Raw genomic sequence first — 16214 nt, forward strand, 5'->3', positions numbered from 1 at the left:
GAACGTTTTGTTCATCTTGTAAAACAATTCAGGTGGGTTCATTATAACGGCTTTCCTGTTCGATATGAGATCAAATTGTGGTGCGTCTGGGTGCAGTTCCGCTTGATCGCGGCGTATTAAAAGCGATTTTCCTGGTTTGTCTGGCCGACGGTATTGTCGGGCTCTCTTACGGTTCGCTGGCGGCGGCGGATGGTTTTCCACTGTGGGTGCCCATCGCGCTTTCGACGATGGTGCTGGCAGGCGCATCCGAGTTTCTGTTCATCGGCATTGTGGCCGGTGGTGGCAGCCCATTAACAGCAGCGGCGGCGGGTTTGCTGGTCAACGCGCGGCACTTGCCCTTTGGTATTGCAGTGAAAGATCTGGTCGGCCAGGGCGGACGCAGTTTGCTGGGTTGCCATATCATGAATGACGAAAGCGTGGTGTTTGGCATTTCGCAAAAGACGCTTTCCCAGCGACGCGCCGCATACTGGGTGTGTGGTTTAGGGATTTTTGCTATCTGGCCACTCAGTGTGGTGTGCGGCGCATTTATCGGGCGCTTCATTCCCGATGTCTCGGCGATTGGTCTCGATGCGGTTTTCCCTGCCATCTTGATCGCGCTGATATTTCCCGCTTTGCGTCAACGTCGCACGCGGATTCCGGCCACGCTCGGTACGGCATTGTCAGTACTCGCCACGCCGTTTGTTCCGGCGGGAATGCCAGTATTGTTTTCATTGTTGGGCTTATTAAGCTGGCGGGAGCGCAAAAATGCACAATAACCTCGTGATTGCCGGGATCGCGCTGCTCGCCGTCGGCACTTATGTGATGCGCTTCGCGGGTTACCGACTGGGAAGCCGTATGCCGATGCCGGAATCGGTGCGCAATATGCTCTCGGATGCTGCAACGGTGCTGTTACTGGCGGTTGCCGTCACCACCGCACTATTTGAAGGCAGCCACTTTGCAGGTGTCGCGCGGATAGCGGGCGTGTTGTTTGCCGTGTTTCTCGCCTGGCGCCGTACGCCATTGATTTTAGTGATTGTTGGCGCGGCCGTGATGACGGCATTGCTGCGTTATTTTGGGGTGCCTTAAGCCAAAAAGAACAAACTTGCGGCAAGGGTTTTGCTACTGTGGGACTTCCGTATTCATCGCACAGAGAAGAATCCATGACACCGCGCTTAGCGCTTCCCCATGAAGCCGCCAACTTGTGGCGTATTCGCAATCTCGCGATTCGCGATGGCTGCCAGTCAGTTTATCCGCCTGAAGTGATTGCCGCATGGACGCCTGACGCGTTGCCGTCAGGTTACTTTGAGGCGATTAAGGGCAATCCTTTCTACGTGATCGACGATCCTGAGTTGGGCGCTGCCGCTACGGGCTTTCTCGATCTCAAAAGCGGCAGTGTGGAAGCGATATTTACCCTGCCAGCGTGCAACGGCAAAGGCTATGCCAGCGCCATTATGAACGCGATTATCGCGGAAGCCCGCCAGCGCGGTTTTCGGCAGTTGACCCTGGCCGCAACACCCAATGCCAGCGGTTTCTATCTGCGCCATGGCTTTAGCACCGTGCGTGAAGCCTTGTATCCTTCCGCTCTGGCCAAAGCCGATCTCCCCTGCGTCGAAATGATACTGACACTATGATTGAGTAAGTGAAAACAACATGGACAGCGCCAAAATGGTGATTAACTGTGTGGCTTATCGCCACGGCAAACGTGAAGAGCATGTCGATGTCGCCGACATCAGCGAAGTACTCAAAGACGAAAGTGCGTTTATCTGGCTGGGTTTGAATCAGCCTGAACCGGCTTTTATGCAGACGTTGCAGGAAGAGTTTGGCCTGCATGAGCTAGCGATTGAGGATGCGCTGGTGGCCCATCAGCGCCCGAAGATTGAGCAATATGGTGAGTCGGTATTTATCGTGGTGAAAACGGCACATCTCGACGATCAGCAGCGCATCAGCTTTGGTGAAACCCACTTTTTCCTCGGTAAAAACTTCCTGATCACCGTCCGCCATGGTTCATCGGAAGGCTATGCGGCGATTCGCGCCAGGGCAGAAAAAAACCACACCATGTTGTGTCAGGGACCGGGTTACGCGTTTTACTGCATCCTCGATTTTATCGTTGACCACTACAGCAAAATCACCGAATCACTCAGTGAACGTATCGGTACGCTGGAAGAGGGCATGTTTACCACCCGCTTTGACAGCAAAACGCTGGAGGATGTCTATCATCTGCGGCGCGAACTGCTGGCGCTGCGCAATGCCGCGATGCCGGTGACTGAAATTTGCGCCCAGCTGGCGCGTTTTCACGAAGACATTATTCCGAAGAACCTGCGTGCCTACCTGCGTGACGTTCAGGATCATGCTCATCACGTGATGATCGATGCCGAGGACATGCGTGAAATGCTCACCAGCGCGATGCAGGTCAATCTGGCACTGGTGTCGGTTCAGCAGAGCGAAGTGAATAAAAAGCTCGCTGGCTGGGGTGCCGTGCTGATCGTCCCGACCATTGTCTTCAGTATGTACGGCATGAACTTCTCTGATATGCCTGAACTCAAAACCCACTTTGGCTATCCCGCGGTACTGGTGGTGACGCTGGCGATTTGTGGTGTGATGTGGTCACGACTGAAAAAAGCAGGCTGGTTGTAAATCTACTTTGCAATATAGATATTTCTAAGGCCATGATAACGCTCTGACCCCTTATCGGAGCCTATCATGGCCGCCTCTTCGCCGTTCAATATTGGTCTGCTACTGTTCCCTCATCTCACTCAACTCGATCTCACTGGCCCGTGGGAAGTCTTTGCTCGCATGCCCGGCGTGAACAATTATCTCATCTGGAAGGATCGGCAACCGGTGATGTCCGATCGTGGTTTAGCCATCGTGCCGACGACAACGTTTTCTGAGTGTCCGCCCCTCGATCTAATCTGCATTCCCGGTGGCCCGGGACAAATTGCGCTGATGGAGGATGAAGAGACGCTGGATTTTGTGCGGCAAAAGGCCGAACAAGCCCAATGGGTGACATCGGTATGTACCGGTTCACTGGTGCTGGGGGCAGCCGGTTTGTTGCAGGGATATCGTGCCACTTCGCATTGGGGGTCATTGGATCAGCTCAGCCTGCTGGGTGCCACGCCGGTAGCTGAACGTGTGGTGCGCGATGGTAATCGGATTACCGGCGCGGGTGTGACGTCGGGTATCGATTTTGCACTCACTGTGGCAGAAGAACTGTTTGGCCGCGACGTGGCGGAAAACATTCAGCTGCAGATGGAATACGATCCCGCGCCACCGTTTCATGCAGGTTCACCACGCAGCGCCTCGCCGGAACGACTGGCGCAGGCGCAAAACCAGATGCATGACTTTATTGCTCGCCGCCGCGAGGCCACACAAGCTGCCGCCGCCAGGCTCAAGCGCTAACTAACTGGCCCAGCTCCAGCTTCAAACAGCGATCGGCGAGGTGGAAATAGCGATCGTCATGGGTGATCACCAGAACGGTTTTCCCTCGTGCTTTCAGCCCGGGGAGCAGTTGGTGGTAAAACACCTCGCGAAACGTCGGATCCTGATCGGCTGCCCATTCATCAAACAGATAGAACGGGCGGTCTTCCAGCCATGCCACCAGCAGCGCCAGGCGCTTACGCTGTCCGGTGGAGAGCGCCAGCGTCGAGAAAGTGCCCTCCACCAGCGTGACTTTTCGGGTTAATTGCAGGGCATCCAGCAGGGCGTGCGCTTCGTCATTCCAGCGTGTGCTGTCGATGCCTTGCAAATCCTCAAACAGATGAAAATCATTAAACACGGCAGAAAACAGCTGACGATAACCGGCGCGGTTGCTCTCATTGATGACTTCACCGTCCAGCAGCAGTTGACCACTATCCGCCTGATATAAGCCGGTAAGCAGTCGAGCCAGCGTGGTTTTACCGCTACCGTTGCCGCCCGTCAGATACACCAACTCACCGGGACGAAACTGCAATGAGAGTGGGCCGAGCTGAAATGCCTCATGCTGATAGGTGATGTCGCGCAGTGCCAGCTGATGGAAACTGAGCGGCGGTGCACCAAAGGTTGTTTGCTCAGGTGGCAGCTGCTGCTGCATGGCTTGAATGCGTTTGAGTGCAACCTGCGTGAGTGTCAGGCCGGGCAGGGCGGCGAGCGCTGTCTCAATCGGCACGATCATATAAAGAAACACCATCGCGAAACCAGACATCACCGCGCCGTGTAAATCCAGCATGTTGGCGAGTAAAAACATCACCACGCCAATAAAAGCAAAAAAGAAGACGCTGGCCCAAATGTTGGCCAGAGCATACAGCACGTAACCGCGCGTACGTTCCACGCGCACCTGCTCGATGGTATTGAAAAGTTTGTTATGCAAAAACGCCTGTTTGCGCGGGGCGTGTAAGCGCAGTTCTTTCGCGCCGCTGAACAGCGCGCTCACCTCACCAGTCAGCGTCTCTTCACGCTGACGTGACTGGCGCATCAGTTGTAAGGCGCGCCGATGCACGCCACTGTAGCCGAGTGAGCCTATCAACACTGTGATAAGCGCAATCATCATCACGGTCAGCGACAGATAACCGAGATAGCCCATGCAGCCGATAATCACCGCCAGCGACATGACAAAACCCGGCAAGGCAATAAAGAACACCACCACCTGGTCGAGGTCCTGCGTCAAAACGCTAAGGGCACGCGGCATGCCGTGCTGTTCAAGATCGGCATAACCGGCATCCGCTACCTGCTGGACCAGCTTGCGGCGCAACTCGGCTTTGCAGCGCTGACCCATTGCCATAAACAGGGACTGACTCAGAGTGCGCGTGCCCAGCATCAGCAACGCCAGCAGGGCGAACTGCCACGCCAGTTGCCAGCGCAGTGCCTCCGTGGCGCTCAATCCCTGATTGATGAGTGCCAGCAGCGCCGCATTGCTCAAGCCACCGATCACGCTGCAGGCCAGCGCGACAAAAAACAGCACACCGGTGGTGCGCAGTAACATCAAATAAATCGACACCTCATCCCCTATGAGTTTGTGCTATCCAACGGCCGCCACAGCAGCAATGCCAGCCATGGTCCACCCATCAGGGTTGCCATCAGGCCGGCAGGAATTTGCCGTGGATACAGCAGGTTGCTGCCGGCCCAATCAGCCAGCATCATTAAAATGGCGGCGATCACCGCGGCAAACAGCATCTGTTCCATGGGTTTACGCGCGCCCAGCTGGCGGGCCAGTTGCGGACCAAGTAAGCCGATAAACGACAGTGGCCCAACAATTAAGGTGGCAACGCCGGTCATCGACGCGGCCAGCAGCATCAGCAATAACCGGGATTGAGTCACGTTCAGCCCAAGCGAGGAGGGAATTCCCTGCAGTGGCAAAAGCAGCATCGCTCGCCGCAGCAGGGGAGTGAGTGCCAGCAGTAACAGGGCCAGGGTGAAAGCTATCATGGCGATGGGTGTGCTGACGTAATAGGTGGATCCGGTCATCAGCTGGCGCAGCATCGCAGCAGCCATACCGTTGTTGCTGATAACAATGGCGGCAACGGACTGGAACAGCGCAGTAATGGCCAGCCCGCTCAGCAACATGCGTTGTGGATTGAGGGCATATTTGCGCGCCTGCCACAATGTTATCCCCAGTGTGATCAGCGCACCTGCCGCACTACTGGCAATCATCACCGGCATCGCTGCCATCGGCCAAAGTAACAGTTGCACCGTAATACCCAATGAGGCACCGGCACCGATGCCGAGCAACTCTGGGCTGGCCATCAGATTACGGCTGATACGTTGCAAAATCACCCCTGCAGCTGCCAGCAGCACGCCGGCGGCGATGGCGGCCAGCAAGCGCGGCAGGCGAAATGGCAACATCACCTGGATCTCAGTAATGGAATTCCAGCGCCAGCCGTTGACCCCATGAGCAAAGGCAAGCGCGACAATCAGCATCACCACAAAGAGAGCAAGTACAGGCAGGCGTGTAAAGCTCCGCGCCGGGAAGGGAGCAGGTTGAGGCTCGTTCACATCAGGTTGGAAAAGATGGCGCAGGCGCGGCAAAAACCACAGTAACAGCGGCGCACCTGCCAGCGCGGTCATCATGCCGGTGGGGAGCAGCAAGCCATCAATACCATTGAGGCGACTGACCCACTGATCGGTGAGCCACAGTAAACCGGCGGCCAGCAGCGGTGACCAGAGAAGCTTCTGGCGCAGGCTTTTCGCGCCCGCCAGTGCCGCCAGGTGTGGCGCAGCAAGCGCGATAAAACCGATGACGCCCACCACACTGATCACCAGGCTGCTCATCAGCAACGCAGACATTATCGCAATCCCTCGCACCCATCCTGCAGGCAAACCGATTGAGTGGGTAACCCGCTCATCCAGCGCCAGCAGGCGTAAAGGGCGCATGATCAGCAGCACGGGAATGGCAGCGATCAGTACGCGCGGCAATAGCCATCCCAATGCGTGTGCATTCTCTTGCGCGAGAGAGCCGCCACCCCAGATAAACACGGCGGACAGCGAACGATCGTAAATGATCGACAACAGCAGATTGGCGGCACCGCAATACAGGTTCACCAGCATACCCGCGAGCGTTAACGCCAGCGGGGTAAACCCCTGACGTACACTAAGCAGAAAGACCAGCGCAAAGGCGACGATCGCTCCACTGAGCGCAATCCATTCTCGCCCCAGCAGCAGCCATGCAGGTGCCATCAAGGTGGTGAGGGAAAGCGCTAAGGTTGCGCCGGAAGCAATGCCCAGCGTCATCGGTTCGGCTAACGGATTGCGCAGCGCCTGCTGCATTACCACGCCGGTAAAGCCCAACGCCAGACCACATAAAATCGCCATACCCTGACGAGGTAACCACATCAGCGTGAAGACCTGTTGTGCCAGCGTGGGCATTGCGGTGTGGTGCAGCGCTTGCCAGGCATCGTGCCACGGCAATTGGTGCGCCAGCTGCTCAAGACATAGAATCAGCGCAACTGCAAACAGTAAAAGCGTCAGTGAGGCGGGATGGCGATTCATGGATTTGCCTCGTTTAACGCCTTGACCAGCGCTTCGGCGAAACGCACGGCGGTGAGCACGCCTCCTTCCGTTGAAAGTCCATCCGGTAACTCCAGCAACCGATGCCCATCCGATCGCGTGAGGGTATGCCACAACGGAGATTGCAATACGGGGTTGAGATCAATTTCCGGCCAGGAAGGCAGCAGCGCCAGCCAGCCGGGCGGCAACTGCGTGAGTTGCTCCAGTTCCAGCGTGGCATAGCCCTGAGCGCCCACCGCAAACGGCGTGTGGTGGGGCAGGTCAAGTAAACCCAGCACGTCAGTAAACAGACTTCCCGCGCCCAAAGCCAGCACATGCAGGGTATCCAGTGGATGCAGTAAATAGATGGGTTTGTCTTTGAAGCGAACGGCTTGCTGTCGCGCACTCTCGAGGCGTTGCAGTAAGCCTGCCATGACTTGGTCAGCGCGTGTGCGGAGACCGGCCAGCTGTGCCAGCGCATGCAGATTCTGCTGCGCCTGTTGCCACGGATGGGGGCCACTTGTCGAAAAGTAGGATAACGGGGCAATGCGGGATAGTTGTGCTTCAGCCATACGGTGTGCTGGCGTGACTAGCAATGTGTCAGGTCGCAATTCAAACAAGGTTTCGTAATTGGGTTGAAATAACAAACCCACGTCGGCGACCTGCTCGGGAAGCGGAGGCTGGCTAAACAGGCGGCGATACCAGTCGGGGGCGGCAACGCCAACCGGCGTGATGCCCAACAGCAGAGCCATTTCGGTGATCCCCCAATCGAGGATCACCCAGCGCGGCGTCGTTTTTGCCTGCAGCGGAAACGAAAAAAGGGCCGCGCCTGCCAGCGCGCCCTTAATCAGTGTTCGACGACGGATCACCACTGATAACTCACCGTGGCGATCAATTGACGGCGTAAGCCAAAGTGACAACCCAGATCGTTACAGTTGCTGAGGTACTGTTTATCGGTCAGGTTTTGCAGATTCAGACCAAGCTGCCAATCCTGCCAGCGATAGCGCATCATCGCGTCGTAGATCATCGCAGCCGGCACTTTCAGGCTGTTGTCGCTGGTGGCATAGCTGGTGCCCACGTATCGACCGCCGCCGCCAATCGTCAGGCCATCCAATACACCCGGTAGCGCATATTCGGTCCAGAGCGCAGCAGTCTGGCGGGCAATCGATACCGGTTGCTTACCTTGCGTATCATCATTGGCTGACAACACTTTCGGGTTAGTCAGTGCATAAGAGGCATTCACCAGCCAGCGAGATGTGATATTGGCTTTCGCTTCCAGTTCTAATCCCTGTGAACGGATTTCGCCGGTCTGTACTGAGTAGTTGGTGTGATCCGGATCGGCGGTCAACACGTTGGTTTGGCGCAGGTCATACAGGGCCGCACTGAACAGCGCATTAAAGCCGTTTGGCTGATACTTAATCCCGACTTCCGACTGTTTGCCTTTGGTCGGTTTAAACGGATCGCCGCCAAACGAGGTACCCGCCTGCGGCTGGAACGACGTACCGTAGCTGATATAAGGCGCAATGCCGTTATTAAAGTGATACAGCAAACCGGCACGGCCGGTGGTGGCGTAATCATTCAGCTCAGTGCGCGTGCCACTGACCCAGTTCTGGCTTCGCGTTTGCGCTTTGTCATAACGGCCACCCAGATTTAGCACCCAGTTGTTCCACTTCATGCTGTCCTGCAGATAGATACCTTGCTGGGTCATGAAAGAGCGACTGTGATAATCGATCGATGGCGATTCTACTGGGGTACTGTAGTCCGGATTGAGATAGCTGATATCTGACGCGCTGCCGTAACCGCTGTTCTGCCGCAAATCGTCATGCACAAAATCGACACCCAACGTCAGCGCGTGATTGATGGCGCCGGTATCGAGATTGCCTTGCAGGTTGGTATCCACATCAAAGGCGTTAAATGACTCGATCACCCGCATGCTGTCGCGACTCACCGTGGCTGATCCATCGGTGATGGTCGCGGTGGGATAGACCATCTGATAATCGCTGCTGGTATGCAGATAGCGCAGGTTTTGATGTACGCTCCAGACGTCATCGAACTTGTGCATGAAGTCATAGCCGATGCTGGCCTGCTCACGACGGTAATAGTCGAAGCCGGGCTGACCGCCGTAGAATTTGTCAGAGAAATTGCCCTGCGCAAGTTTTACAAGGCTGCCTTCCAGTGGCAATTGGTTGTAAAAACCGGTGTAAGGATCTTTGCGGAATTGGCCAAGTAACGTCAGGCGCGTGTCGTCATTTGGCTGCCAGGTCAACGCGGGCGCGATATCGTAATGTTTGTATTTGGTGTAATCGACTTGCGTGTCATTACGTGACCAGGTCCCGGTGATGCGGCCCAGCCAGTGTTCATCGTTATCCAGTGCGCCGGAGAGATCGAGTCCGGTTTCGAACAGATTATGACTGCCGGTGCTGACAAAAATCTGGTGAATAGGCTCCGCGGTCGGGCGCTTACTCATCAGGTTAATCACGCCACCGGGACTCGCCTGGCCGAATGTCACTGAACTCGGGCCTTTGACCACCTCAACGCGATCCAGCAGGAAAGTGTCGTAATTCGGACGCGACCAGTAAGTCACCGTTGGCAGGCGCAGGCCATCCAGGTATTCATCAGCGGCAAAACCACGGATATAGATGTCGTCAAAACGATAATCTGCACCGCCGCCTTCGGCACCAATTCCTGCGTTGTAACGCAGTGCTTGTGGCACATTCAATGCCGCCTGCGAAGCCATTTGTTCCTGGGTGATCACCGAGATGCTTTGTGGCGTTTCGATAATCGGCCGCGTGCTTTTTGTGACAGAATCTGCTTTCTTCGCCACCTGATTCCAGCTGTCGGCATCTGCGCTATCGCTATCGACACTGTTGGCTGTCACGGTGAGTGTGGCGTTCGAATTGTTATAATTATCAGCAGCCCAACCTGATGTGCTGCTGATTAGCATCAGCAGCAATACGCTCAGTGGCTTGCGCTTAAAGGTGCGATGACCCGGCATTTATTTTCCCCGATATGTTCCAATGGCCCCAAATAGTGATACAAATGATAATCATTACTATCTTATTTGATAGCGTCCTGCTGGCGGGTTTGCATCTTCTGAATCGCAAATAACGCAGAGCAGACATCAATCGGCAATTTAACGGGATTGGGTGAAAGGGTGTTGCAGAAACCACTTGCGGCGGAAATGACGCCAGCACTGCCATTACTCGCCACGCGCGAAATGCATTATCAGGCTGGTCGTGAAGAGCGCTGGCACGCGCATGAAGTGGCGCAACTGGTGCTCTGTTTGCAGGGTGTGATGCGCGTGCAGACGCAAACCGCTTCCTGGACATTGACACCCGGTCGTGCGCTTTGGCTGCCGGGCAGTGTACCGCACGCGTTGACCGCGCTGAGCGATATCCGCAGTGCGAGTTTGTATCTCGATCCCAAACTGGCGCGGGCGTTTTGGCCGCAGGCGCGTAGCATGTTGATCTCGCCGCTATTACAGGTGTTGATGCAGACGCTGGTGGAGATCGAGTTGCAACCGCAGCCCGACCTCGCGCGTGTAGATCTGATCTCACCGCTGTTACTGGATGAGATCCGCCGTGCCTCGGACGGTCCGGTGTGCAATCTGCCGTTGCCCAGCGACCGCCGTTTACTCAACATTTGCCAGCAGCTACTGGCGACCCCGGCCAGCGGCGATACGCTTGAAGAGTGGGGCCAGCGCGTCGGTGCCAGTTCGCGCACGCTGGCCCGCCTGTTCCGCGAGCAAACCGGTATCACCTTTACTCAATGGCGCCAGCAGTTACGTCTCTCAGAGGCACTGGTGCAATTGGCGCAAGGGCAGACGGTTTTGCGCACCGCCAACCAACTTGGCTACCAAAGCCCCAGCGCCTTTATCTCGATGTTCCGCCGTTTGATGGGTGAAACACCACAGCGATTTCTGCGAATTTCAGCCTGAAATCGCCAGGGATATTTTCCCTCAATGCCCACTGGCAGTAGGGCGCACGGTGATTTCGTTAACGTCGACTTCGCCAGGCTGATCGATGGCCCAGCTTACCGCCCTGGCGATAGCCTCGGGCTTGAGTGCAATCTGTCGATAGCTTTTCATCGCCTCGCGCGCCACGCTATCGCTGATGCTGTCTGCCAGTTCAGATTCCACCACGCCGGGGTTGATTACCGTGACGCGCAGCTCACGCGATTCCTGGCGCAAACCATCGGAAATGGCGCGAACTGCATATTTGGTTGCGCAGTAAACCGCGGCGGTGGGGGAAACCGTTAACGCTCCTACAGAAGCGATATTAATAATATGCCCCATGCGCTGTGCCTGCATGGTGGGCAGCACCGCAGCGATCCCGTACAACACGCCGCGAACGTTGACGTCCAGCATCAAATCCCACTCTTCAACTTTCATTGAACTCATCGGCGAGAGTGGCATAACGCCAGCGTTGTTGATCATCACATCAATGCGTCCATGTTTATCCAGCGCGAAATCCGCCAGCTTTTGCGTGTCACTGCGCTGTGTGACATCTGTTGCGAGAAAATCCACGCTGGCACCTTCACGGTGTAATTCATCGCGCAAGTTTGCCAGTCGATCGGTACGGCGCGCACCCAGCACCAGTTTATGCCCTTGCTCGGCCAGATGACGGGCAATGCCTTCACCGATCCCGCTGCTGGCACCGGTCAACAAAATAACTTTTTGGTTGAAGTTCATGGTGAGTTCCTCGTGTAATTGACGAGGCTATTGTTGAAAAAGTCAGCCGGGCGCAACAGACCGGATTGTGGCGAATGTTTGCCTGATTCTCTCGCCGCCATTGTGCATCACTGAATGAAATGGCTATGCTTTGCCTGAACCTCTCTCTGGAACGCTATCTATGTCGAACACGGTAAAACAGCAAACCTGCCACCTGTTACGTCAGTTGGCACGTCAGGAAGGCTATACCGAATCCTTACTGGAGAGCGTGCGCTTTATGCGTGCGGACCAACAATGGGCGCGCACGCCGGTGCTGTATGAGCCCAGCATCATCATTATTTGCCAGGGATCGAAACGCGCCTTTCTCGCCGATAAAATGTATCGCTATGACGCACAGCATTATCTGGTGCTGTCAGTGCCGTTGCCCTTTTCTGCCGAGACCGAAGCAACTTCTGAAGAGCCACTGCTGGGGATAGCAATCCGTCTGGATGCTACGATGATCGCGCGGTTAGTGGCACAACTTGCCGAAGCTGATACGGCGGTCACGGTACCACCAGCAGGGATTATCTCTACGCCGATTAATGATGTGCTGGCAGAAAGCACGTTGCGATTACTGGAGGCGCTCAGTGATCCACTGGAGGCTAAAGTGCTGGGACCCGCGCGCGTAGAGGAGATCTGCTTTCGTATATTGATGGGCGAACAAGGCGGGGCGGTGCGCGCGGCGCTGACCTATCAGGGCCATTTTGGCCGCATTGCCCGTGCACTGCAGCGTATTCATGCTGACTGGCAGCAGCCATTGGATGTACCTCACCTGGCGAACGAAGCGGGGATGAGCGTGCCGCGTTTCCATCTGCATTTTAAAACGGTGACGCAAACGTCTCCGATTCAATACCTTAAATCGCTACGTTTGCATCAGGCTCGTTTGATGATGATTCGCGATAATTTGACCGCCGCCGGTGCCGCGGCGCGAGTGGGATATGAGAGTGATTCCCAGTTTAATCGCGAGTTCAAACGTCTGTTTGGTCGCAGCCCGGCAGAAGAAGCGAGGGTGATGAAAAGGGCATTTGAACTGCTGCCGCCTGAGCAATTAACCGGGCGACTACAGGCACATTAACTTAACGAATACCCATCACGGCAATCACCGCCACAATCCAAAACAGGGCACAGCCTGTCAGCATCCATTGCCAGATCTGATGGCGTTCAGGATTGAAAAGCGCATGGATGCGTGCACGAAAAATCGTTTGCATAGAAACCTCGGGTCAGAATGTTTAATCGGATATGGAGTGGCTGCGTTCAGAAAGGTCTGGCAGCGGATAGGAACATTCTGACTATTTCTTAAACTACGATCGACGAGACCAGTCTTGTTTGTGCGAGGGACGAAAGTGGGAGAGGGGCCTCCAGCCGCGCAGAAAGGGACTTCACGCGGCTGGAGACAACGGTTTTACACGCTGTGGGTGACGCCCCCATCAACACGAATGTTCTGAGCGGTGATGTAGGCCGCGCCGGGTGAGGCGAGGAACGCGATGGTGGCGGCGACTTCTTCTGCCGTGCCATAGCGTTTAAGTGGCACACTATCACGACGCTCATCACTTTTCGGCAGACTGTCGATCCAGCCCGGTAACACGTTGTTGATGCGAATGTTATCCACTGCGTAAGCGTCAGCGAAAATTTTAGTGAATGAGGCGAGTCCGGCGCGGAAAACCGCTGAAGTTGGGAACATGTCTGTGGGTTCGAACGTCCAGGCGGAAGAGATGTTGATAATGCTGCCGCCGCCCTGTTTCTGGATGATAGGCGTCACCAGACGTGCTGCGCGCACCACGTTCAGGAAATAAGTCTCCATGCCGCGCTGCCAGTCATCATCACTCAGTTCCAGTATCGGGGCACGCGGCCCATGTCCGGCGCTATTGACCAGCACATCAATGCGACCCCACCGCGCCATCGTCGCCTCAACCAGTTTTTGTAAGTCATCCACTGACTGGTTGGACCCGGTGATACCTAATCCGCCTAATCGGTCAGCCAGCGCTTCCCCTTTGCCAGAGGAGGAAAGGATCGCAACCTTATAGCCATCCGCTGCCAGTTTTTCTGCTGCTGCGGCACCCATGCCGCTACCGCCTGCCACAATCACTGCGACTTTTTCTACTGTCATAATTCGTATCCTTTTCAAGATTAGAAGTCGATTTATTGCAGTATAGGGGCTAAATTCGGTTGCAGAGAGTCAGTCTGATTCGCAATTGACGATAGGAAAACTACAGGATGGGTCAGGGGTTTCCCACGCTACCGCCGCTTAATGCGTTGAAAGTATTCGAAGCGGTGACGCGTCATCTCAATTTTCGCCTCGCTGCTGAAGAGCTTGGCGTCACTCAGGGCGCGGTGGCACAGCAAATTCGTGGGCTGGAGAGCAGCCTGGGGCTGAAACTGTTCGAACGGCTGCCACGGACTTTGGCGTTAACCGCAGCGGGTGCAGGTTATGCGGTGAGTGTCCGTCAGGCGTTTGAGTTGATCGATGAGGCCACACGTGCTTTGCGACCCGAACCGGATCACCTGACCTTGAGTGTCACGCCAACTTTTGCCAGCCGCTGGATGCTGCCTCGCTTACCGGCCTTTACCGCCGCGTGGCCGGATATTGACCTTCGTGTACTGGCCTCAGAAAGATTGGTGCAGTTTCATCACGAAGGGGTTGATCTGGCGGTGCGTTATGGTCGTCCTCCGTTTGGGGCAGGGCTGGATGCCACGCTGCTGTTCAGTCAAAGCGTATTGGCAGTGGTGAGTCCGGATTTATTGGCTGGGTTGGGCGATCCGCAGGATCGGGATAGCTTTGAGCGCTATGCTTTGCTGCATGACGGGCACCATCTTTGGCCAGTGTTTCTCTCTTATCTTTTCCCGCACAACAGGCTACACCATCAGCATCATTTGCGTTTTAACCAGACTGCACTGGCCTTAGAGGCGGCGGTCAGCGGGCAGGGCATTGCCCTCACCAGTCCGCATTTTGTCGAAAACGATCTTGCTCGCGGTCGTCTGGTGCCCGCGTTTCCTCAGCGAATGAACGTTGACGCGGGCTGGTATCTGGTCTCTCCCCATCGTCCACGTGAACACACGAGCGTACAGGCCGTGCGTGCGTGGTTGCTTGAGCAAATAAAATAGCTGTATGTAGCCGAAAAAATGCTCCGTTTTTGTTCAATCACAAAATCAGTAATTCTGATGATCTCATGTGGATTATGAATGTTATAACTGACTGAAGATGCAAACCCGGGCTTTTATCCTGCAAACGCAGTGGATTAGCAAAATATCACGATATTTCAGCAAGTAACCATTAGCAATGCGCGTTGCAATCCTGCTATGGCTGTGAATAAATACGAGGTCAATCATCATAAAAATGCCATAAAGGCCAGGCGTCAGCCTGAAAAGATCAATGCAATTATGACCGACCTTAAAGATGTTTTAGCCAGGGACATCAGCGCCAAAAGCGAAAGCATGGAAGCGCACCTGATTGCCATCCGCCGTGATATTCACGCGCACCCCGAACTCGGATTTGACACAATTCGTACCGCGCATATCGTCGAGCAAGAACTGTTGCGCCTTGGCCTGTCACCACAAACGGGCGTCGGCAAAACCGGCGTGGTGGTGGATATTGTGGGCGAACAGCCCGGCAAAACCATTCTGATCCGCGCCGATATGGACGCGCTGCCGATTCAGGAACAGACCGGTTTACCGTTTAGCAGCACCTATCCCGGTAAAATGCATGCCTGCGGCCACGATATCCATACGGCGACACTGCTGGGTGTGGCGGCGATTGTTGCGCAATATCGCAGCCAGTTAAAAGGCACGGCCCGGCTGATTTTCCAGCCAGCCGAAGAGACGCCTGAAAGTGGCGCCGAGGCGATGATTGCTGATGGCGTGGCTGAGGGCGTGGATCTGGCGATCACTCTGCATAACAAGCCCGAGCTGGCAGCAGGTGAAATTGCGCTGACGCGCGGTGCCAGTACCGCTTCCAGTGACGAATTTGATGTCGTCGTCCACGGCAAATCCACTCATGCTGCGCGCCCACATATGGGAACCGACCCCATTATTGCAGCAGTGAATCTCATCAACCAACTGCAAACTATCATTTCACGTGAGCTCGATCCGGCGCATTCTGCGGTGTTAACCATAGGCCATATTCACGGTGGCTCGACGCACAACATCATTTCCGATAGCTGCCTGATTCAGGGCACCGTGCGGGCGAAATCACCTGAGTCACGCGCGCATATTGAGCACGCTTTTAAGCGTATCTGTGCCGGCGTGGCGCTTTCGCTGAATACACGCATTGATGTCAACTATCAGCGCGGCGTGCCCCCGTTAATGAATGATGATGCGCTGATCGATGTGCTCGAACCCATTTTGTCGCACCAGTTTGGTAAGCCGATTGTGGCGAAACCAAGTGCCAGTTTTGGCGCGGAGGACTTCTCCCTGTTTACCGAGCGGGCGCCAGGTTGCCAGATTCATATTGGATCCGGTGCGCCGGGACGCGACGATCATCTGCATAATTCGGATTATCAACCCGACGAACGCAGCATTCATACAGGCACTCAGGCATTAGCCCGTTTAGCCATCGATTTACTCTCCTAAAATAATG

At 55.4% G+C, this 16214-nt stretch carries 16 protein-coding genes; 9 read left to right on the plus strand and 7 right to left on the minus strand.

From position 1 onward, the window contains the following. Positions 1–80 precede the first annotated feature (80 nt). The 5 genes from WFP70_RS25215 (at position 81) to WFP70_RS25235 (ending at position 3375) form a co-directional block, all read left to right on the plus strand. On the plus strand, positions 81–755 hold the full coding sequence (locus WFP70_RS25215; protein WP_097117625.1) for an AzlC family ABC transporter permease: 675 nt from the start codon (positions 81–83) through the stop codon (positions 753–755). Continuing rightward, the gene (locus WFP70_RS25220; protein ID WP_337024769.1) at positions 745–1065 is read left to right on the plus strand and encodes an AzlD domain-containing protein; all 321 of its coding nucleotides are present in this window, start codon (positions 745–747) and stop codon (positions 1063–1065) included. The genes WFP70_RS25215 and WFP70_RS25220 overlap by 11 nt, the downstream gene beginning before the upstream one ends. 74 nt (positions 1066–1139) lie before the next feature. Further along, positions 1140–1610 (plus strand): GNAT family N-acetyltransferase, encoded by a 471-nt coding sequence (locus WFP70_RS25225; RefSeq protein WP_160866964.1) that lies wholly within the window; start codon positions 1140–1142, stop codon positions 1608–1610. Between the two features lie 34 nt (positions 1611–1644). Beyond that, positions 1645–2613: a magnesium/cobalt transporter CorA gene (gene corA, locus WFP70_RS25230; RefSeq protein WP_045816797.1), complete on the plus strand. Its 969-nt coding sequence runs from the start codon at positions 1645–1647 to the stop codon at positions 2611–2613. 66 nt (positions 2614–2679) lie between these two features. Beyond that, positions 2680–3375 (plus strand): DJ-1/PfpI family protein, encoded by a 696-nt coding sequence (locus WFP70_RS25235; RefSeq protein ID WP_337024770.1) that lies wholly within the window; start codon positions 2680–2682, stop codon positions 3373–3375. On the opposite strand, the gene WFP70_RS25240 is transcribed toward WFP70_RS25235, so the two are convergent. Genes WFP70_RS25240 through WFP70_RS25255 form a run of 4 tightly spaced genes read right to left on the minus strand, consistent with a single transcriptional unit; the run spans position 3365 to position 9928 of the window. Continuing rightward, the gene (locus tag WFP70_RS25240; RefSeq protein ID WP_337024771.1) at positions 3365–4948 is read right to left on the minus strand and encodes a cyclic peptide export ABC transporter; all 1584 of its coding nucleotides are present in this window, start codon (positions 4946–4948) and stop codon (positions 3365–3367) included. The genes WFP70_RS25235 and WFP70_RS25240 overlap by 11 nt on opposite strands. 8 nt (positions 4949–4956) lie before the next feature. Continuing rightward, positions 4957–6936, minus strand: a complete 1980-nt coding sequence (gene fhuB / locus WFP70_RS25245) for a Fe(3+)-hydroxamate ABC transporter permease FhuB (protein WP_337024772.1) — start codon at positions 6934–6936, stop codon at positions 4957–4959. Continuing rightward, positions 6933–7853 carry an ABC transporter substrate-binding protein gene (locus WFP70_RS25250; RefSeq protein ID WP_337024773.1) on the minus strand — a complete coding sequence of 307 codons (921 nt, stop codon included), beginning with the start codon at positions 7851–7853 and terminating at the stop codon, positions 6933–6935. The genes fhuB and WFP70_RS25250 overlap by 4 nt, the downstream gene beginning before the upstream one ends. After that, positions 7799–9928: a TonB-dependent siderophore receptor gene (locus WFP70_RS25255; RefSeq protein ID WP_337024774.1), complete on the minus strand. Its 2130-nt coding sequence runs from the start codon at positions 9926–9928 to the stop codon at positions 7799–7801. The genes WFP70_RS25250 and WFP70_RS25255 overlap by 55 nt, the downstream gene beginning before the upstream one ends. 159 nt (positions 9929–10087) lie before the next feature. Between WFP70_RS25255 and WFP70_RS25260 the strand changes: the two genes are divergently transcribed. Beyond that, positions 10088–10870: an AraC family transcriptional regulator gene (locus tag WFP70_RS25260; RefSeq protein WP_230599014.1), complete on the plus strand. Its 783-nt coding sequence runs from the start codon at positions 10088–10090 to the stop codon at positions 10868–10870. A 21-nt stretch (positions 10871–10891) separates the two neighbouring features. Here WFP70_RS25260 and WFP70_RS25265 read toward each other — a convergent pair whose 3' ends face one another. Next, positions 10892–11623: an SDR family oxidoreductase gene (locus tag WFP70_RS25265; protein ID WP_337024775.1), complete on the minus strand. Its 732-nt coding sequence runs from the start codon at positions 11621–11623 to the stop codon at positions 10892–10894. 160 nt (positions 11624–11783) lie between these two features. Between WFP70_RS25265 and WFP70_RS25270 the strand changes: the two genes are divergently transcribed. Continuing rightward, positions 11784–12716, plus strand: a complete 933-nt coding sequence (locus tag WFP70_RS25270) for an AraC family transcriptional regulator (RefSeq protein WP_034822295.1) — start codon at positions 11784–11786, stop codon at positions 12714–12716. 1 nt (position 12717) lies between these two features. On the opposite strand, the gene WFP70_RS25275 is transcribed toward WFP70_RS25270, so the two are convergent. Beyond that, the gene (locus WFP70_RS25275) at positions 12718–12849 is read right to left on the minus strand and encodes a hypothetical protein (protein ID WP_255464748.1); all 132 of its coding nucleotides are present in this window, start codon (positions 12847–12849) and stop codon (positions 12718–12720) included. 194 nt (positions 12850–13043) lie between these two features. Continuing rightward, positions 13044–13748, minus strand: coding sequence for an SDR family oxidoreductase (locus tag WFP70_RS25280; protein WP_337024776.1), 705 nt, complete (start codon positions 13746–13748; stop codon positions 13044–13046). Positions 13749–13855: 107 nt separating this feature from the next. Here WFP70_RS25280 and WFP70_RS25285 point away from each other — a divergent pair, with 107 nt between their 5' ends. Then, complete coding sequence (locus tag WFP70_RS25285; RefSeq protein ID WP_337024777.1) at positions 13856–14743, plus strand: LysR substrate-binding domain-containing protein; 888 nt, start codon at positions 13856–13858, stop codon at positions 14741–14743. A gap of 276 nt (positions 14744–15019) precedes the next feature. Next, positions 15020–16207, plus strand: a complete 1188-nt coding sequence (locus WFP70_RS25290) for a M20 metallopeptidase family protein (RefSeq protein ID WP_337024778.1) — start codon at positions 15020–15022, stop codon at positions 16205–16207. Positions 16208–16214: the final 7 nt, after the last annotated feature.

The organism is Pantoea sp. USMM079 (assembly GCF_037153115.1).
Lineage (GTDB): Bacteria > Pseudomonadota > Gammaproteobacteria > Enterobacterales > Enterobacteriaceae > Pantoea > Pantoea communis.